Genomic DNA, 19,289 nt, shown 5'->3' on the forward strand with positions numbered 1-19,289 from the left:
GCCCCCACGCGACGCGCGGGCGAGGCTCGCACGCCGCGTGCATCGTTCCTCCACCGAAGATCGAAAGCCAATACCATGACCTCAAAAAATCGCCGTGATTTTCTGCGCTCCGCCGCGCATGCAGCCGGTTCCGCCACCGCATTGAGCATGCTGCCTCTGGGCATTCGCAATGCGCTCGCCATTCCTGCCAACAACAAGACCGGCACGATTCGCGACGTCGAGCACATCGTCGTGCTGATGCAGGAAAACCGCTCGTTCGACCACTACTTCGGCACGCTCAAAGGCGTGCGCGGTTTTGGCGACACGCGCGCCATCAATCTGCCGAACGGCAAGCCCGTGTGGTATCAGCCGCTCGCGGCGGATATCGGCTACGTGCTGCCGTTCCGCCCCACCGCTCCGAACCTGGGGCTGCAATTCCTGCAGGATCTCGCGCACGACTGGACCAGCACGCACGCGGCATGGAACGGCGGCCGCTACGATCAATGGGTGCCCGCGAAAGGCGCCACGACAATGGCCTACCTCACGCGCGAGGACATTCCGTTTCACTATCAGCTCGCCGACGCGTTCACGATCTGCGACGCGTATCACTGCTCGCTGATGGGACCGACGGACCCGAACCGCTACTACATGTGGAGCGGCTGGGTGGGTAATGACGGCAGCGGCGGCGGTCCGGTGATCGACAATTCGGAACTCGGCTACGGCTGGTCCACGTATCCCGAAGTGCTGCAAAGCGCGGGCATTTCGTGGAAGATCTATCAGGACATCGGCACCGGTCTCGATGCGAACGGTTCGTGGGGCTGGACGCAGAATCCGTATATCGGCAATTACGGCGACAACTCGCTGCTCTACTTCAACCAGTACCGCAACGCACAGCCCGGCAACCCGCTCTACGACAATGCGCGCACCGGCACGAACGCGGCGAAAGGCGACGGCTACTTCGATATCCTCAAGCGTGACGTGCAGAACAATGCGTTGCCGCAAGTGTCTTGGATCGTCGCGCCCGAAGCCTATTCCGAGCACCCGAACTGGCCGGCGAACTACGGCGCGTGGTACATCGACCAGGTCTTGCAGATTCTCACGTCCAATCCGGAGGTGTGGAGCAAGACGGTGCTGCTGGTCAACTACGACGAGAACGACGGCTTCTTCGACCACATGGTGCCGCCCTTCGCGCCGTCGTCGAACGCGAACGGTCTGTCCACCGTCGACACCACCAACGAAATCTATGCGGGCGACGCGAAGACTCCCTCCGGCCCGTACGGACTCGGACCGCGCGTGCCGATGCTGGTGGTTTCGCCGTGGTCGAAAGGCGGCTATGTGTGTTCGGAACTGTTCGACCATACGTCGGTGATCCGCTTTATCGAAAAGCGCTTCGGCCACGATCACAATCTCGGCGAATCGAATATCACGCCGTGGCGCCGTGCAGTGTGTGGCGATCTGATGTCCGCCTTCAACTTCAGCAATCCGAACGACGCGGTCCCGGCGCTGCCGAGCACGAGCGGCTACGTTCCGGCGGATCAGAACCGCCACCCGGACTATGTGCCGCTGCCGCCTGCGTTGCAGGCCGTGCCGAAACAGGAACCCGGCGTGCGTCCCGCTCGCGCGCTGCCCTATGAGCTGTTCGTGCGCGTGCACGGCGAAGGCGCGGCCAACACACTCACCATGCGCTTCGTCAACACGGGCCGCGCCGGCGCGGTGTTTCTCGTCTACGCCGCTCACAGTCTCGACGCACCGCGCACCTATACGGTGGAAGCCGGCAAGCGGCTGCAGGATCCGTTGCCATTGAATGCCGACGGCAGCTACGACTACACGGTGTACGGCCCGAACGGCTTTCTGCGCCGGTTCGCGGGCAAGCCGGTCTCGCGCAGCTGGTGGCATGGTTCGGACATCGCGCGTCCTGAAGTTGCAGAAGGCTACGACGTCTCGAACGGCAACCTGCAATTGCGGCTGGAGAACGTGGGCAGCGCGCGTTGCCAGTTCACGATCGTCAACGCGTACGATCCAGGCAATGCGATCAAGCATTCGGTGCGCGGCGGCGATACCGAACAGCTCTATCTGGATCTGCGTAATGCACATGGCTGGTATGACCTGGCCATCACGGTCGATACCGATCCGCTGTTCGCGCGGCGCTTTGCCGGACACGTGGAAACCGGCAAGAGCAGCATGAGCGATCCTGCGCTGGGCGCTTGAACCTGGGCTTGAGCTCAGCTTCAGCCGAACGTTCCGGCTAAATACAACGGCCGCTGCGATGAAAAACGCAGCGGCCGTTTTTTATGCGGCTACCCGAGCGCCTGGGCTCAGCTACGTCATGCAGCCACCGCAGCCGCCAACGACGCGCGCTCCCGCGCCGTCTCGCGAATCGCATCCACGATAAACTCCGCATCGCGCGCGATGCCGGAAAAACGCCCCGAACCCCACGTATGCAGCCACGGCAAGCCGACGAAATACAAACCGTCGATCGGCGTAATGCCGCGCGTATGCGCCGGATAACCGCGACCGTTGAACACGGGTGCATCCAGCCAGCTGAAGTCCGGCGTAAAACCAATGCACCAGATGATCGCTGCAATGCCGCTCCCTTCCAGATCAAGCGTAGTGCGCTCCTGTTCCGGACGCCAGACAGGTTCGTACACGCCACCCGCCGGCGCATCGATCCCGTGCTTTTCGATGAAGCCGTCGATGCTCGCGTTGATCCGGTTATACGTATCGTCGGCGGCATCGAGATTGGCGGCCAGCGTCGGCGCAAAATGGAACTGCCCGTCGCGCAGATCGTCGAGCCGGCCATACAGCTCCATGCCCTCGGCGGCGAACTTGCGCAGGTCGATGTCGCGGCCGCCGTCGCGGCCCGTCACATAGTGATTGGTGTTGTCGCGCACCCCTTCGCGCAACGGATGCTTTTCGACCGGCATATCGTAGTACTGCATGTCTGCGAGCCAGTCGACCACGTCGCGGCCCCGATAGAAGCGCGCACAACGCGGCGCCTCGCCCACGGCGAGTACCACCTTGCGGCCGGCCAGATGCAGATCCTCCGCGATCTGCGCGCCGGATTGCCCGGTGCCCACCACCATAACCGCGCCTTCAGGCAGCGCCTGCGGGTTGCGATATGCCGACGACTGCAGTTGCACGATCCGCGCGGGCAAGCGCTCCGCGAGGCGCGGCACGATCGGCGTGTGATAGCCGCCCGAGGCCACCACCACCTGGTCCGCGGTGAAATCGCCCTGCGTCGTCGTGATGGCGTAGACGCCGTCGTCGCGCTGCCTGACGCGTTTGACTTCCGTGTGCTCCATCACCGGCGCATCGACCTGCGCAATGAAGCCGTCGAGGTACGCAATGATCTCGTCCTTCTTCATGAAGCCGTGCGGGTCGTCGCCGCGATACGGATAACCGGGCAACGCGCATTGCCAGTTCGGCGTGACCAGACAGAACGCGTCCCAGCGCTGCTCGCGCCACGTATGCGTCACCGTATTTTTCTCCACGACCAGATGGTCGATGCCGGCCTGCTTGAGGTAATAGCTGACCGACAGACCCGCCTGCCCGCCGCCGATGACGAGCACGCTGTAATGGCCCTCGGCGCGCGCGTGATGTGTTGGATTCGACATGATGCGTCCTCTGAAAGAATAAGCGCCTAGCTGAATTCGATAACCTTGACGGTCGCGTCGGGCCGATCGCGAAAGCGCGCCGCGTCGCGCTCGATCTGCGCAAGCTGATCCAGCGCCGCCGAGCATGCAAAGCCGTACTTCTCGCGCACCCGCTCGGACGCGATGCCGAGCGCCTGCCGCGAACGCTCGACGAAATCCTCCAGCGCGTAAGCGTGGCCCGGCGTGAAAAAATCGCCGATCACGAGCGAAGGCGAATAACAGTTCGCCTCGTCGCCATCGGGCCATTGAATGCGAAAGTGCATGACAGGCATCGTTAATCCTCGAATCAATGGGTAAGCAGCGCGCGCTTCGCGACGAAACGGCGGTACGCGTCCATATGACGCTGTGCGCTCGCCGTCCAGCTGAAGCGCGCGAGCAATGCGGGCACGGCATGCTCGAAGTCGATACCGCTCTCATTCAACGCACGCACGAGAGCCGCGGCGATCGACTTCGCGTCGAGAGGATCGGCCCAGCAGCAGGTGGTGTCGTCGAGATACTCGGTGAACGGCGCAATCGACGACACCACCACCGGCGTGCCGCTCGCGAGCGCCTCCAGCACGACGAGACCGAAGCCCTCGCGCAGGGACACCATCGACAGAACATCGGCGCTTCGAAACAGCGCGGGCATGACGGCGTCTTCGAGCGGGCCGGTCACCACCACGCTTTCATGCGGTCCGATGGAGAGGCCCAACTCGCTCGCCCGTTGCAGCAGCCGCCGGCTATAGGCGTCGTGGTCGAGCAGGCTCGCGCCACCGGCAATGACGAGTTGCGCTTGCGGCAAACCACTGCGCACGACGGCAAAAGCTTCGAGTAGCGCCAGCGTGTTCTTGCGCGCTTCGATTCCGCCCACTGCCAGCACTATCGGGCCGCCGTCCAGCCCGAAGCGCTGGAGAACCTGCGCGTCGTGTCGATCCGCCCGGGAAGAAAACCGCTGAACGTCCACGCCGTTCGGTACGGTGAACGCGTCAATGCGGTACTCCGCCTGCATTTCACGTGTCCACCTATCGCTCACACACAGCACCTCGTCCGCGTCCTGATATGCGCGGCGCTGCCAGGCCATCAGCCTCGGATCGTCGAAATGATCCAGGTGGTGCACCGTGCGCATGAAACCGTGAATGAGGCCTTGCACTTTCAACTCGGCGAGTGCGTTGCCGCTGATACCGTCTTGCGCGTGCAGCACGTCGAACGCCGCGTCATGCCCGATCAACGCGCGCCGGAAGGCATCGATCCGCGCTTCGACCATTGCAACCGTATTGCCCTGCGCCAGAACGACAGGCGCATACACCACACGGCAAGGCGGCAGACGAAACAACGTCTCGCCGCGCGCGGCCGGCACGAACACTGTCACGTCGTGGCCGAGCGCGGTCAACGCCGACGCCAGTTCGAGCGTGTGCACCACACCGCCGCGCGGATTGACCGAATGCGTGAGCAAGGCGATACGCAGCGCGCTCATTTCACCTCATCCTTTCCGACAATGAACGGCTCACGCTGGAAGTCCCATAACGTGGCGACGTCATTCTGTCGATGCAGGACCACCTGGCTCGTTGCGTCGACGGAACCGATCACTGAGCATGCAAGCGAGCGGGCGTCGAACTTCGCCCGTACGGTCTCCACATGCTCGGGCCGCACGGACAGCAAATAACCGAAACTCGGAAACGCGGTCACCCATCGTTCGAGCGGCACACCCTCAGGCTTCGGAATGCACGCGAGATCGATCCGCGCCCCCACCTGCGAACATTCGAGCAGCATCAGCGCGGTGCCGAGCGTGCCCGCCATGCTGATATCCTTCGCGGCATCGCACAGACCGCTTTCGGCCAGTTGCGGCAGCAGTTCGAGGTCGGCGCGCAGACGCTCGGGCGGCGCCCCCACCGAAGCATTCCAGAACGGATACGGCTCTTCGAAGCGGCCGCGCAGATCGACCGCCATCATCAGGCTGTCGCCCGGTTTCGCGTTGAAGCTCGACAGGAGCGCCCTGGCGCGGCCGATAATCGATACCGCCAATTGCGCCGCCTCGCTGCGCGTATTCGTGTGGCCGCCGACAATCGGCACGCCGTACGCAACCGAAGCCGCCGCCATACCCGCCAGCACTTCCTCCGCAGCGCCAATGCCCTGGCTCCACAGCGCGTCCACCACTGCCAGCGGACGTCCGCCCATTGCATAGATATCGCTGACGTTCACCATCACGCTGCTATAGCCGGCGAACCAGGGCATCGCGCTCACGAAATCGCTGACCATGCCTTCGATCGCGAAGAGCAGATAGCCGTCGCCATCGGCGAGCGCGGCGCAGTCGTCGCCGAGCGCCACGGCCTGCGCGAGATCGCGCGTGCCGCGCGGCAAGCGCTTCGCCAGCGAGCCGACGACATCCACGATATCGGTCTTGTGGCGGAACCCGCGGCTTTCGCGCAAGCCGGCGACCAGATCGGCGACCGTCATGCCGCGCTCCGCTCACGCTCACGACGGCGCGACAGCGGCTGCGACTGCGTGACAAAGCCGCCATAAGGAGTCGCACACGGAGGATACCGGTCCAGCTGCGCCTGCATCAGATGATGCGGTCTGCCGAGCAGGGTTTCCTCCGCGAGTACGTCCCAATACATTGCGCGAAAGAGCGGCACATTCTGACTCTGCACATGCGCGAGGAACGTCTCGCAGCCGAGCGCATGCGCGCTGCTCACCGCGAGACGAATCAGCGTCGCGCCGATCTTTCCATGCCGGCGAAATGCCGCATGCACGGCGAGCCGCGAACCGAACCACACGTTGTCGTGATCGCGATGAATGCGCACGGTGCCGACCACCTGTTCCGGCATACCACCGAGGCAACTCACCGCCACCAGTTGCTGCGCGTGCTGATCGATCTCGTCGCAATCATCGCCGATAAAAATGCCCTGCTCGATGCAGAAGACCGCGCGCCGCAACCTGAACGCCTCTTCGGCTTCCCAATTCAACGTGGTCCACTTGATACGGAATTCGCTCGGCGCATACGGCGCGAAACCCATGTCGCCGTCCAGCGCCTCACCTGCGATCGCTTCACCGAACATGATCACTCCTCGTACGACGACAGCGACGAACACGCGCCGCATTTACCGCAGCCCGCCTTGATATCGCTCGAACGCATGGCCGCGGCATTGAGCATGCCGCCAAGCGGCTGTAAAACCGACTTCATGAATTCGGGCGTGGGCGCCGGATGATCTTCGAGCGGCGTACCGCTAATCGGCACGAACGGCACGACGAACGGATAGACGCCGAGCTCGATCAACTCGCGCGACATCGCCAGAATCGCCTCGGCGCTGTCGCCTAGCCCCGCGAGAACATAGGTGCTGACCTGGCCGCGTCCGAATACCGCCACCGCGGACTTGAACGCTTCCATGTAGCGCGACAGCGGCACGCTCGCCTTGCCCGGCATGATGCGTTCGCGCAATTCGGGCGTCACGACCTCCAGGTGCATGCCGAGTGTGTCGATGCCGCTCGCTTTCATGCGCGCGAACCAGCGGTCGTCGTCCGGCGGCTCGCATTGTGCCTGGATCGGCAGATCGACCGCCGCCTTGATCGCAAACGCGCTCTCGCACAGAATCTGCGCGCCGCGATCCGGCGTGGGTGGCGTGCCGGTGGTCAGCACCATATGCTTCACGCCGTCGAGCAGCACGGCCGCGCGCGCCACTTCCGCCAGTTGCTCGGGCGTCTTGCGCGCAATCGTGCGGCCCGCCGCGAGCGACTGCCCGATCGCGCAGAACTTGCAGCTCTTGCGCCGGCTCTCATAGCGAATACAGGTTTGCAATACGGTAGTCGCCAGTACGTCCGCGCTATGCAATGTGGCGATATGCGAGTACGGCACGCCGTCGAGCGTCTGCATGCCGTAAAAACGCGGCGACTTCGGAAAGCTGATACTGGCAATCGGAATCGTGCCGCGCATCAGCGCACTCGAACCACTGGCATCCGGTGTTTGCGCGACGAACGGAGAGTGCCATGCGGTACTCGTATGCACGGGCACCATGATCGTCACGCCATCCACCGTCACCGCCTTGTGGTCCGACGGGCCCGCGCCGCCGCGCCGGCTCGCCGCGCCCGAATCTGGCGATACGAGCCGCAAACCGGCCGACTGCAATTCAGTCATCAATTGCCGGCTCTCTGCCGACAGCGGTTCGCTGGCGTTCATCGCATCCTCCTTCGGTTGAATTGAAATCGGCGCCCGGGACAACCGGCCACGCCTGCATCGGCGCCACGGTTTCCGCGGGCCGCCGGTTGATGGCGAGGCTCAGCAATTCGGGCCGCGCGTAATGTCCGACTGAATCCATCATGCGTTTGCGCTTGGTGATCAAGGCCATGTCGAGATCGGCGATCACCATGCCTTCGCCCTCGCGCAACGGCTCGGCAAGATGCTGGCCTTCCGGAGACACGATCGCGGTATTGCAGCCCCCGCGCAGCGCCCTCTGCAGATTCGTATCCGGAGTCACCGACGCAATCTGCGCTTCGCTCAGCCATCCCGTTGCATTGACGACGAAGCATCCCGATTCCAGCGCGTGATGGCGGATCGTCACCTCGATCTGGTCGGCGAAGATCGGCCCCACCAGCGAGCCGGGAAACTGGCTGCAATGAATCTCTTCGTGCTGCGTCATCAACGCATAACGCGCGAGCGGGTTGTAATGCTCCCAGCAGGCGAGCGCGCCCACGCGTGCCACCGCGGTGCGCGCCACCGTCAGCCCGGCCGCGTCGCCTTGCCCCCAGATCATCCGTTCATGAAACGTCGGAGTGATCTTGCGGCGCTTGAGTACGATCTGGCCATCCACGTCGAAGATCAATTGCGTGTTGTAAAGGCTGCCGTGATCGCGCTCGTTGACGCCGAGCACCACCACCATCCGATGCAAACGCGCCTGCTCGGCCACCGCCTGCGTCACGGGGCCCGGCACCACCACGGCCTCTTCGTAGAGTTTCATGTGATCGGCGCCGGAGGCGACGGGCGGCCGCACGAAAGAGAAGTACGGGTAATACGGCACGAAGGTTTCGGGAAATACGATCAGTTGCACGCCTTCGCGCGCCGCCTGTGCGATTGCCTCGCAGACCTTCTCGAGCGTGCCGCCGCTGCGCTCGAAGTCCGGTGCGATCTGGACCGCGGCGGCGCGCACGATGCGCTTGCCGGTCGATTTGTCGGACATGGTGGTCACTCGCCTTTCGTCAAACCGTCCAGGTGTGGATGACCAGCGCGTTGTCCTTGCGGTGAAGCAACTGGATGTCGAGCACGTCGAGTGGGCTGATGGGACGAATGCCTTCGATCAGCGAGGCTTCGCCGTGTCCGTACAGCGCCTGCAGTGCGAAGCGGCATGCGTAGACCTTGCCGCCTTCTTCCATGAACTTCGTCAGTTGCTTGTTGAAGTTCAGATGGCCGGGGAACGCTTCGTCGCCGAGCGTCGGAAAGCCGCGTTGCAGACCGAGCGTCACGCCCGGCCCGTAGAGCAATACCGATGTTTCGAAGCCCTTGCGTTGCAGGCGCGTGGCCTGCAGCAGATTGACGAAGCCGATCGAGCCTTCGAAGGCGACGGTATGAAACGTGACGAGCGCCTTCTCGCCCGGCTCGGCTTTCACGTCTTCAAAGACTTTCTCCTCATAGTCGACAAGGTAATCGCCTTTCTGATGCAGCGGTTTGTTGACGGCTGGCATGACACTCTCCGATCAGGTTTGCTAAGTAAAAGAAGGTGCGCGTTCAGGTACTGCGCGCTTCTTCCAATGCAACGGCCGTGCCATTGATCGGCCATGCCAATGCGATCAATCAGCAATCAATTCCGTCTCGATTCGAAATGCGACGTGAAAATTTTTTGGCGCGAAGGTTGCATACAGTCCGCTAATCCCGCGCAAACGCCTTTGGTGCGGCTTTACCGCACCAGCCATGTGCGATTTGCGCAGCCGAACGTGTCGGCGTGGTGCAGTCATTCACCACAGTCGATCAATCCGATCATTGATCGCATTCCGATGCGATCAGCTTTTTCAACACGAATAGAGACCTGAAGGCAATGAGCAGCCCGACACATCACTGGATCAAACGTCTTGCCGACATTCGCAAACCCGCCTACCTCGCGATTCCCGATCTGATCGAAGAAGATCTCGCCACCGGGCGGCTGCGTCCGCGCGACCGCTTGCCGGGCCTGCGCGATCTCGCCGAAGAGCTCGCGCTGAACTACACGACGGTGGCACGCGCCTACGCTGAAGCGCGCAAGCGCGGCCTGCTCGATTCGCGCGCCGGCAGCGGCACGTTCGTACGCGGCCGCACGGCCACCTTGCCGCTCGCGGGCGGCAGCAGCATCGAAATGTCGATGAACACGCCGCCCGAGCCGCCCGATTACGCCATGCGTCTGCGCGACTCCGCCGCGCGCCGGATGGCGGAGAGCGATCCTTATCAGTTGCTGCGTTATCAGGACTTCGGCGGCTCGGCGGCCGACAAGGATGCGGGCGCCGAATGGCTGAGGCGCCGGGTGCCGCATTGCGACGCGCAGAACGTGCTGGTGTGCCCCGGCATCCACAGCGCGCTGGTGGCGCTCGTCTCGCAGCTCGCGCGGCCCGGCGGCACGATCTGCCTCGATTCACTCGCCTACCCCGGCATCAAGGCAATCGCCGCGCAACTCGGTGTGCGTCTGCAAGCGCTGCCGCGCGACGACGAAGGGCCGCTCGCTCATGCCTTCGAAGCACTCTGCAAGACCGACAAGCCGAGCGCGTTCTATTGCAATCCGACGCTGCAGAATCCGAGCACGCTCACGCTCACGCATAAACGTCGCGAGGCGCTCGCCGACGTAGCGCTGCGCTACAGTGTGCCGATCATCGAAGACGACGCCTATGCAATGCTGCCGCAGAGCGCACCCGATGCGCTCGCGAGCTTCGCACCCGAACTGACGTACTACGTGACAGGTCTGTCGAAATGCTTCGGCGCGGGTTTGCGCGTCGCGCATCTGCATGCGCCGACACCGCGCCAGACACAGCGGCTGGCCGGCGCGTTGCGCGCCACCACGGTGATGGCAAGCTCGTACACAGTCCTGCTCGCGACGCAATGGATCGCGGACGGCACCGCCTCGGACATGCTCACCGCGATCCGCAACGAGTCGCGTGCGCGCCAGGCCATTGCCGCGCGCATGCTCGAAGCGTGGCCTTACGAAGCGCATCAGGACGGTTTTCATTTGTGGCTGCCGGTGCCGGTGGAAAGCGGCTGGAGCGCGTCGGAACTCGCCTTGCAACTGCGCAATCAGGGCATTGCCGCCGTGGCGGGTGCCGCGTTCTCCACCGACGGCAATCCGCCCAATGCCATGCGTGTATGCCTCGGCGGATCGAAAACGCGTGACGAATGCACAGAGGCGCTGCGCATCGTGGCGGAAACTCTGGACCATCCGCATCATCTGCATTCACCGGTGATGTAAGACGCGATCCGCCGCCTATTCAGCGCGGCGTTATCGTCGTACGAATACAACGCCTCACGACCCATCTTGCCGCCCCGCGGCACTGCGCCACACGCTGCTCTCACGGCGTTTTGTCAGCAATTGAAAGTATTTACCGCTCAAGTCTCGCGTGTTCAGGCCGTATACCGCAGGTGAGGCCCCCGCCTCACCAACTCCGGTTCACCGCTCACTCCGAAAGACTCCCGACATGTTCACCTCCATTCGCGCGCGCATCGTTGCCCTATGCGTCGCTATCGTCGTGGTGGCGCTTGCCGCCAACGCGGTTCTCAACTATGTCGTCGCCAACTCGTATAACGCCGAGGCCATCAATAGCAGCCTGACCGCGGTCGAAAGCGGACACGCGGCCGGCATCAGCGACTGGGTCGCCAGCAACAGCCAGATGATCAACTCGCTGCAGGACGCGGTGCTGCAACCCGATCCGTCCGCCGCACTGAAGCAGATCGCCGCGGCCGGCAAGTTCACCAACGTGTATGTCGGCTACGCAGACAAGACGGCGAAGTTCTCCGACCCGACCGGCATTCCGGCCGACTACGATCCGACCGGCCGTCCCTGGTACAGGCAGGCCGCCACGGCGGGCAAGCCGGTGGTGACGCCGCCATACGTGGACGTGGGCACGGGCAAGCTGGTGGTGGCATTCGCGGCGCCGGTGGTGCGCGACGGCGCGGTGAAAGGCGTGGTGTCGGGGGACGTTGCGATGGACAGCGTGATCGCCAACGTCAAGGCGATCCATCCGACGCCCGCAAGCTTCGGCATGCTGATCGATGCGAGCGGCCATATCGTCGCGCATCCGGATCCGAAACTGACCTTGAAACCGGTGTCCGATGTCGCGCCCGGCCTGACCGGCGACAAGCTCGCCGCTCTTTTTAGCGCAGACCGTCCGCTCGAAATGGACGTGAGCGGCAGCACCAAACTGATGCGCGCGCAAGCGATTCCGGGCACCGACTGGTACGCGGTCGTCGCACTCGACAAAGCCGAAGCGACTGCCGGCATGCGTTCGCTGCTGACCGCCTCGGTGATCGCGCTGATCGTGATCGCCGGCATCGCCGCCGCAGTCGTGGCGGCGGTCACCGCGGTGTCGTTCCAGCGTCTGTCGAAAGTGCGCGATGCGATGGACGCCATTGGCTCCGGCGAAGGCGATCTGACGCAACGCCTGCCGGCTGTCGGCAACGACGAAGTGGCGCAGATCGCGCGCTCGTTCAACACCTTCATCGACAAACTCAGCCGCGTGATGCGCCAGATTCGTGACGCCAGCGAATCGGTGCGCGTGGCCGCGAATGAAATCGCCGCGGGCAACGTCGATCTGTCGGGCCGCACGGAATCCGCTGCCGCGAGCCTGCAGCAAACCGCCGCCTCGATGGAAGAAATCACCTCGACGGTCACGCACTCGGCCAGCGCCGCGAAACAGGCCGACGATAGCGCCGTCTCCGCTTCGCAGGTCGCCTCGCGCGGCGGCGTGGTGATCTCCGAAGTGATTGCGACGATGGGCGAGATCCAGCATGCGTCGGTAAAAATCTCCGACATCATCGGCGTGATCGACGGCATTGCGTTCCAGACCAACATCCTCGCGCTGAACGCCGCGGTGGAAGCCGCGCGCGCGGGCGAACAGGGCCGCGGTTTCGCGGTGGTGGCCGGTGAAGTGCGCAGCCTCGCGCAACGCAGCGCGCAGGCAGCGAAGGAAATCAAGGCGCTGATCGAATCGACCGTGGCCAGCGTCTCGTCCGGTTCGGGCCAGGTGCGCCAGGCCGGCGAAACGATGACGGAGATCGTCAGCAACGTCGCCAACGTCACGACCATCATTTCCGAAATCACGCAGGCCGCCAACGAACAGACGCGCGGCATTCAGGAAGTCAACCGCGCGGTCAGCCAGCTGGACGAGATGGTTCAGCAGAATGCCGCGCTGGTCGAAGAATCGACGGCGGCCGCCGCCGCACTGCAAAGTCAGGCCGTGAGCCTTGCCGGCGCGGTGACGCAGTTCAAACTCGATTAAAAGCTACCGTTGGGACATTGCAGTGACGTTCTATAGAAATCTGAAGATCGCCGTCAAGTTGGCACTGCTCGGAGCGGTCTTGCTGGCCGCGACGATGATCGTGGGTCTGGAAGGCTGGCATGCATTGTCCCGAACGCATGCGCTGCAAATCGAGTCCGCTCGATCGCTCAGCCAGTATGCGCAAGCCGCCGATACGGCGCGCGTCGCGCAGGTCGAGTTCAAGAAGCAGGTGCAGGAATGGAAGGATCTGCTGTTGCGCGGCGCCGACCCGGCCGCCTTTGCGAAATACCGTGATGCCTTCAACAAGGAAAGCGGCACGACGCACGCTGCCCTGCTGAACCTGAAAGACCAGTTGAGCGCAGTGGGCGCCAACGTGGACGGTGTCGACAAGGCGCTCGCCACGCATGCCTCGTTGCAGGACAGCTACCTCGACGCGCTCAGGCACTACGACGCCGCCGATCCGAACACCGCGCACGTGGTCGACGGCCTCGTGAAGGGCATCGACCGCGCGCCAACCGCCGCTATCGACGATATCGTCGCCGCCGTGATGCAGCAGGCGCATGACTCCAGCGTACGGACGAGCGAAGTCGCCGAACATGCGTACACGATCGCGACCGTATTGTTGCTGTCGGTCGTCATCGGTTCGCTCGGCGTCGGTGCTTTCGCGGTCTGGTTCTTGAGCCGCAGTATCACGGTGCCGGTCAGACAGGCGGTGGGCGTCGCGCAGGCGGTCGCAGCGGGCGATCTGCGCGCGGACGTGCCCGTGGTAAGCCGCGACGAAACGGGCCAGTTGCTCGTCGCGCTCAACGACATGAATCAGCGCTTGCGGCATATCGTCAGCGAGATTCGTGAAGGCGCGCACACGATTTCGTCGGCCACGCAGGAAATCGCCGCCGGCAACCTCGACCTCTCCGCACGCACCGAACAGCAGGCGGCCTCGCTCGAAGAAACCGCCGCGTCGATGCAGCATTTCACCGACTCGGTTCAACGCAACGCCGCCAACGCACGCGAAGCCACGACGCTCGCGCAAACCGCCGCGCATGCCGCGCGTGAAGGCGGCGCGGTCATGACCGACGCGGTGCGCACAATGGGCCAGATCGACGCGGCGTCCAAGCGCATTGTCGACATCATCGCGGTGGTGGAAGCTATCGCGGCGCAGACCAATATCCTCGCACTCAACGCCGCGGTCGAAGCGGCGCGCGCCGGTACGCAGGGGCGCGGTTTCGCGGTGGTCGCAAGCGAAGTGCGCAGTCTCGCGCAACGTTCCGCCGACGCCGCGCGCGAGATCAAGACGCTGATCCGCGAGTCGGTCGCCACGATCGAAGCCGGCACGCAACTGATCAATCGCGCGAGCAACACAATGGACGGCGTGGTGGAAAGCGCCGGCAGCGTGACGCGCATTGTCGAGTCGATCGCGACGGCGAGCGTCGATCAGGCAACGGGTATCGCGGAAGTCAACGACGCCGTCACGCAAATGGACCAGGTGACGCAAAGCAATGCGGCGCTCGTCGAGCAGGCGGCAGCCGCAGCCGACGCCGTGCAAAGCAAGGCATCGGGGCTCGTGCAAAGCGTGAGTTTCTTCAGACTGGGCGCCACGGCTTGACGCATCGGCGCCGTGCCCGTCGCGCGGCGCCCGCGGTGTGTGGATGAAGCAACGCGCCGCTTACGACTCGAAGTCGAGTCCGCCGATCAAGGCGACCGGCTCGGCCTGCGTATGCGAGACAAAGTCCAGTTCGCGCGCACGGTTCCAGGCCGCGAGCTTGCGCGGCAGCGCGGCCAGATAGCCCGCGAAACGCGCCGGCCCTTCGGCGCCCATCAGTCTCTCGATTTCGTCGCTGTCCCAGGTCAGATACAGATTCAGCGGATGCGGGTACAGTCCCATGTCTTCGATCGGCGCTGCATGAATCCGCACGCGGGTGGGATGCCCGTGGCCGCCGTAGGGCAGTACTTCGGTATGCACGGTGGTGGCGAAACACGCGGCAAGAGCCTCTGCAATGCGAGGCGCGAACTGTTTATCGAAACGGGCGGCACTCTCCGGACGCATCCATGTCTCCAACTTAATGCGTAATGTGCCGAATATCCTAGCATGCGGTCAGGCGCGCGCTTCTCTGTATCCGCGCGGCTTCGCGCCGCACTGTTGTATCAAACCGTCTTCAGCATGCGCGGCCTCGCTTCGCTCAATCCGGCCGCCGGCTCGGGGACCGCGTCGGGTACATCGGCGCCCTTCTCGGTGCGCATGGACAGATAGCGCAAACAGCACACCCGCAGGAATGACGCGAAGTTGGTCGGCAGCTCGCCGCGCAGCGCGATCAATTCATCATAGAGCTGCACGGCGAACTGACTGGTCGTCATGTTCTCGCGCGCGGCGATTTCGTGCAGCACGTCCCAGAACAGATTCTCCAGCCGGACCGTGGTGATCACGCCGTGAATGCGCAACGAGCGCGTGCGCGATTCGTACAGGATCGGATCGGCGTTGATGTATATCCCACACATGGCGTTACTCCCGGTTTTCAGGCAGGTGTGCCGTGGCGCTCTTCATGCAGCCACGGCACGCCGCCCCTTCGTCAACATACGCCGGCATCCGCCGCCCGACAATCGCATCGAACCCGAACGCCGCCCTACCCCGTCGAATCGCGTTACACCGCGCGTTTATTCATCTGCGCCGCAATGTGATCGGCCTGCCGGATCGCCAGCGTCACGATCGTCATGGTGGGATTTTCCGCCGCGCCGGTGGTGAACTGGCTGCCGTCCGAAATAAACAGATTCGACACTTCATGCGTCTGGCCGAAACTGTTGCATACGCCGTCTTCGGCGCGAGCACTCATGCGGGCAGTGCCCAGGTTGTGCGTGGACGGATACGGCGGCACGCGATACACCGTCTTCGCACCTGCCGCCTCGTACACCGCCGTACCCTGCCTGAACGCGTGCTCGCGCATCGCTTCGTCGTTCGGATGGTCGTCGAAATGCACGTTGGCGACCGGCTGGCCGTATTGATCCTTCACGTCGGTATTCAAGGTCACACGGTTACTTTCGCGCGGCATATCCTCGCCGACGATCCACATGCCCGCCGTGTACGGGTATTGATCCATTGCCTGGGTAAATGTCGCCCCCCACGCACCCGGATCGAGAAAGGCCGCGTAAAACGGCAGACCGAGCGATATGGTCTCCATGTGATAGCCGCCCGCGAAGCCGCGCTGCGGATTGAATACCGCTTCGTCTTCGATGATCCCGGCCATCGTGGTGCCCTTGAACATCTCCACCTTATCGTTGAACACGGCGTAAACCGAGCCCGTGGTGTGACGCATATAGTTGCGCCCCACCTGTCCCGAGCCGTTCGCGAGCCCTTGTGGGAATCTGCTCGAATGCGAGTTCAACAGCAGGCGCGGCGTCTCGATCGAGTTGCCGGCCACCGCGACGATGCGTGCCTTTTGCCGCTGCAATTTGCCGTTGCCGTCGTAGTAGAGCACCTCCTTCGCTTTACCGCGCGCATCGGTTTCAATACGCACCACGTGGGCCTGCGTGCGCAACTCCATATGGCCGGTCGCCTGGGCGCGCGGCAACTCGGTGTAGAGCGTCGACCACTTGGCGCCCGTACGGCATCCCTGGAAACAGAAGCCGCGCTGGAAGCAATGCGCGCGGTCGTCGCGCACTACGCTATTGATCGCCATGTGCCCGGTATTGCAGTCCTTGTAGCCCACCTTCATTGCGCCGGCCGACATCACCTTGAAGTTGTTGTTGCCCGGCAGACCCGGCAAACCGTTGGTGCGCGTCACGCCCATTTTCTGCTGCGCGCGGTCGTAGTACGGATCGAGTTCTTCGCGCGTGAGCGGCCAGTCGAGCAGATTGGCGTCCTTGATATCGCCATACGTGGTCTTCGCCTTGAACTCGTACGGCCTGATCCGCAGACTCGCGCCGGCCCAGTGCGTGGTCGTGCCGCCCACCGTCTTGCAGATCCATGCGGGGAGATTCGGAAAGTCTTTGGCGACGCGCCAGGTGCCCGACGTGGTGCGTTTGTCGAGCCATGACAGCATCTGGAACGCGCCCCACTCGTCGGTGGTGAAATCGGCCTGCGTATGTAGTTTGCCCGCTTCCAGCACGACGACGTCGATACCCTTCTGCGCCAGTTCGTTGGCGAGCGTCCCGCCGCCCGCGCCCGAACCGATGATCACGACGACCTTGTCGTCGTTGTGCGAAAAACGCACCTTGTTGTTGTCCTGATTCATGTCCTGTCTCCTGTCAGCTATCCGTCGGAATCGGGCCGCTGGCACTGGCCGGCGGATTGGGCAGCCACGAGAGACTGTTGAAACCCTTGTTCAGGTAGCCGCCGTCTCCCTCCGAAGCGCCGTAGCCGAAGTGCGCATACGCCATCGTGTTGGCATACAGCGAGACCACCGCGGTGCTGCGTATCGTGTTGAAGAAAGGCGTCCCCGCGAGCGCCGCAACGTCCCGTGCCTGGTCCGAGGGCGCGCGCTTGAGCCAGTCCGAGGCGGCTTGCGCGTCGAGCTGTTGCACCCCATCCGCGAGTTGCCGGCGCACTGCCGGATCGGCTTTCGCTTTCGCGTCGAGATCCTTGACGACCAGCGCATAGACCGCGTTGTCGAGCGTGGGGTGCGGATAGAGTTGCCGCGTGAAGGCGAGAATCACTTCGCCCTGGTGCGTGTCCAGTCCTTGCAGTTCGAGCGCCCACGCGCGGCTCGGTGCGAGCGTCGACAACACCGATGAAACAGCCAGCGTGCCCATCAGCACACCCGTGCCTCTCAACAGCTCGCGCCGCGTGAGTGGAATCCGCAATGCGGCCGCGGCTGCCTTTGCCGCGCGATGTGCGCCGCCGTGCTCGTCAGCATGCTCGTGAGGGTGCGCATGGTGTGCGTGATCGGACGCGACGATCGGGATGATCGCTGTCTTCATGTCTGTCTCCTTTGTAGACCGGAGTCAGCGCGTCAGCACTTACTCCGGTCCCATGCAACCTGGTTGTTGTGGGGTATTGCAACTACGTGCGGCGGCCGCCTGGATTACTTTTACTATTGATAGTGGCCGTAGCGTTCCAGCACTTCGATTTTGTAGCCGTCAGGATCCTGAATGAAAAAGTAACGCGCCAGCAACTCGCCGTTGTCGTTGTGAAACTCGCGCAGATCGTTGGGCGCCATGCCGAGATCGAGCAGGCGTTGCCGTTCGCGCTTTGCATCGTCGACGCAAAACGCCACGTGGCCGTAGCCGTCGCCGTGCGAATACGGCTCCGCCCGGCCTTTGTTCCAGGTGAGTTCTATTTCGGCGTCGGCTTCCTCGTTGCGCAAATACACGAGCGTGAAATCCGGAAAGTCGAGCCGGTGCGATACGTCCAGATTGAAAGCCTTTTGATAGAACTGCAGCGAACGCGGCAGATCGTGCACGCGGATCATCGTGTGGATGAGTTTGGCCATCTGTGTCCCCTCCTGTTTGAATCCAGTGTAGGAGGCCGCACACGCGAGTGGTAATGCACGGCTAAATCGGGCCAGGGACTTGCCCTATGTTGCGCAAGCGTCGATTGCATGATCTTCGCGCGAGCAATTGCGATGCAAACGGCGATGGACATGACGCTACGGCAGGTTGCAATGCAGCACGCCAGGCTATTCGAGCGAGTGTTTGCCGAATGGCATCAGGCAAAACTCGACAGGGCCGGCAGGCAGGCGTGCGTCCGCTGAAGCCCATTCGTTTTTGCATTGAGGTCGTGCACATGCGCCGCGAGTTTCCATAAGATCCGGCTGTGGACACTTTTCCTGAATGACGGGCGATGCGACACCGATGCATCGGCCCAGGCTGTGGAGCGTAGTGCGTTATGGAATTCGATACGAAAGTCGCGATCATCGTGCTGGACGATCTCGCTGTCTGGCAAAAACTCAATGTCACCGCGTTTCTCGCAACAGGGATCGCGGGCGCGGCGCCCGAGGCGATGGGCGAACCGTACGAGGACGCGGCGGGCCGCCGCCATGCGCGGCTGTTCGGCCAGCCGATGATGGTCTATCAGGCGGACAACGCGGGTTTGCTGCGCGCGTTTCGCCAGGGCATTGAACGCGAATTGACGCGCGCCGTGTATGTGCGCGCGATGTTTTCGACCGGCCACGATCAGGCGAACCGCGATGTGTTCCGCGCCGAGCCGGCCGACGCCCCCGACCTGGTCGGGCTTGCCGTGCGCGGGCCGAAAAAAGCCGTCGACAAAGCCGTGAAAGGTCTCTCGCTGCACACCTGAAGCGCAGCGATTGC

The 19,289-nt window shown here is 63.4% G+C and carries 18 protein-coding genes; 5 read left to right on the forward strand and 13 right to left on the reverse strand.

Annotated elements, in window-relative coordinates:
• The first annotated feature begins 75 nt into the window (after positions 1-75).
• Positions 76-2,187 (forward strand): phosphocholine-specific phospholipase C, encoded by a 2,112-nt coding sequence (locus tag NE850_RS02235; RefSeq protein WP_007181146.1) that lies wholly within the window; start codon positions 76-78, stop codon positions 2,185-2,187.
• A gap of 116 nt (positions 2,188-2,303) precedes the next feature.
• On the opposite strand, the gene NE850_RS02240 is transcribed toward NE850_RS02235, so the two are convergent.
• From NE850_RS02240 to NE850_RS02275, 8 genes are read right to left on the reverse strand one after another with little or no spacing between them, the layout of a single operon-like run.
• A complete protein-coding gene (locus tag NE850_RS02240) occupies positions 2,304-3,593 on the reverse strand; it encodes an MSMEG_0569 family flavin-dependent oxidoreductase (protein WP_007181145.1) in 1,290 nt (429 codons plus the stop codon).
• Between the two features lie 26 nt (positions 3,594-3,619).
• On the reverse strand, positions 3,620-3,904 hold the full coding sequence (locus NE850_RS02245; protein WP_310698390.1) for an MSMEG_0570 family nitrogen starvation response protein: 285 nt from the start codon (positions 3,902-3,904) through the stop codon (positions 3,620-3,622).
• 14 nt (positions 3,905-3,918) lie between these two features.
• The gene (locus tag NE850_RS02250) at positions 3,919-5,085 is read right to left on the reverse strand and encodes an MSMEG_0565 family glycosyltransferase (protein WP_310698391.1); all 1,167 of its coding nucleotides are present in this window, start codon (positions 5,083-5,085) and stop codon (positions 3,919-3,921) included.
• Entirely contained in the window at positions 5,082-6,065 is a 984-nt protein-coding gene (locus tag NE850_RS02255; protein WP_310698392.1) for a sll0787 family AIR synthase-like protein, read from the reverse strand. Before NE850_RS02255 ends, NE850_RS02250 begins: the two co-directional genes overlap by 4 nt.
• Entirely contained in the window at positions 6,062-6,667 is a 606-nt protein-coding gene (locus NE850_RS02260) for an MSMEG_0567/Sll0786 family nitrogen starvation N-acetyltransferase (RefSeq protein ID WP_007181141.1), read from the reverse strand. Before NE850_RS02260 ends, NE850_RS02255 begins: the two co-directional genes overlap by 4 nt.
• A 2-nt stretch (positions 6,668-6,669) precedes the next feature.
• Entirely contained in the window at positions 6,670-7,782 is a 1,113-nt protein-coding gene (locus NE850_RS02265) for an MSMEG_0568 family radical SAM protein (protein WP_165186649.1), read from the reverse strand.
• Positions 7,733-8,779 (reverse strand): Nit6803 family nitrilase, encoded by a 1,047-nt coding sequence (locus tag NE850_RS02270; protein WP_007181139.1) that lies wholly within the window; start codon positions 8,777-8,779, stop codon positions 7,733-7,735. The genes NE850_RS02265 and NE850_RS02270 overlap by 50 nt, the downstream gene beginning before the upstream one ends.
• Before the next feature lie 19 nt (positions 8,780-8,798).
• Positions 8,799-9,281 carry an MSMEG_0572/Sll0783 family nitrogen starvation response protein gene (locus tag NE850_RS02275; RefSeq protein ID WP_007181138.1) on the reverse strand — a complete coding sequence of 161 codons (483 nt, stop codon included), beginning with the start codon at positions 9,279-9,281 and terminating at the stop codon, positions 8,799-8,801.
• 350 nt (positions 9,282-9,631) lie between these two features.
• On the opposite strand from NE850_RS02275, the gene NE850_RS02280 reads away from it, so the two are divergent.
• From NE850_RS02280 to NE850_RS02290, 3 genes are all read left to right on the forward strand, one after another.
• Positions 9,632-11,023, forward strand: a complete 1,392-nt coding sequence (locus tag NE850_RS02280; RefSeq protein ID WP_007181137.1) for a PLP-dependent aminotransferase family protein — start codon at positions 9,632-9,634, stop codon at positions 11,021-11,023.
• 226 nt (positions 11,024-11,249) lie between these two features.
• A complete protein-coding gene (locus tag NE850_RS02285) occupies positions 11,250-13,049 on the forward strand; it encodes a methyl-accepting chemotaxis protein (RefSeq protein ID WP_007181136.1) in 1,800 nt (599 codons plus the stop codon).
• A 22-nt stretch (positions 13,050-13,071) separates the two neighbouring features.
• Positions 13,072-14,652, forward strand: coding sequence for a methyl-accepting chemotaxis protein (locus NE850_RS02290; protein WP_007181135.1), 1,581 nt, complete (start codon positions 13,072-13,074; stop codon positions 14,650-14,652).
• A 60-nt stretch (positions 14,653-14,712) separates the two neighbouring features.
• Here the strand turns inward: NE850_RS02290 and NE850_RS02295 are convergent, their stop codons facing one another.
• The 5 genes from NE850_RS02295 to NE850_RS02315 form a co-directional block, all read right to left on the reverse strand.
• Positions 14,713-15,093, reverse strand: a complete 381-nt coding sequence (locus NE850_RS02295) for a DUF5594 family protein (protein WP_007181134.1) — start codon at positions 15,091-15,093, stop codon at positions 14,713-14,715.
• Between the two features lie 98 nt (positions 15,094-15,191).
• The gene (locus NE850_RS02300) at positions 15,192-15,542 is read right to left on the reverse strand and encodes a ribbon-helix-helix domain-containing protein (RefSeq protein WP_007181133.1); all 351 of its coding nucleotides are present in this window, start codon (positions 15,540-15,542) and stop codon (positions 15,192-15,194) included.
• Positions 15,543-15,685: 143 nt separating this feature from the next.
• On the reverse strand, positions 15,686-17,272 hold the full coding sequence (locus NE850_RS02305) for a GMC family oxidoreductase (RefSeq protein ID WP_007181132.1): 1,587 nt from the start codon (positions 17,270-17,272) through the stop codon (positions 15,686-15,688).
• A gap of 13 nt (positions 17,273-17,285) precedes the next feature.
• Positions 17,286-17,957 carry a hypothetical protein gene (locus NE850_RS02310; protein WP_007181131.1) on the reverse strand — a complete coding sequence of 224 codons (672 nt, stop codon included), beginning with the start codon at positions 17,955-17,957 and terminating at the stop codon, positions 17,286-17,288.
• A 113-nt stretch (positions 17,958-18,070) separates the two neighbouring features.
• On the reverse strand, positions 18,071-18,469 hold the full coding sequence (locus NE850_RS02315) for a VOC family protein (RefSeq protein WP_007181130.1): 399 nt from the start codon (positions 18,467-18,469) through the stop codon (positions 18,071-18,073).
• A gap of 395 nt (positions 18,470-18,864) precedes the next feature.
• Between NE850_RS02315 and NE850_RS02320 the strand changes: the two genes are divergently transcribed.
• Positions 18,865-19,275, forward strand: coding sequence for a DUF2000 domain-containing protein (locus NE850_RS02320; protein ID WP_007181129.1), 411 nt, complete (start codon positions 18,865-18,867; stop codon positions 19,273-19,275).
• Positions 19,276-19,289: the final 14 nt, after the last annotated feature.

The organism is Paraburkholderia sp. USG1, assembly GCF_031570135.1.
Taxonomy (GTDB): domain Bacteria; phylum Pseudomonadota; class Gammaproteobacteria; order Burkholderiales; family Burkholderiaceae; genus Paraburkholderia; species Paraburkholderia dioscoreae.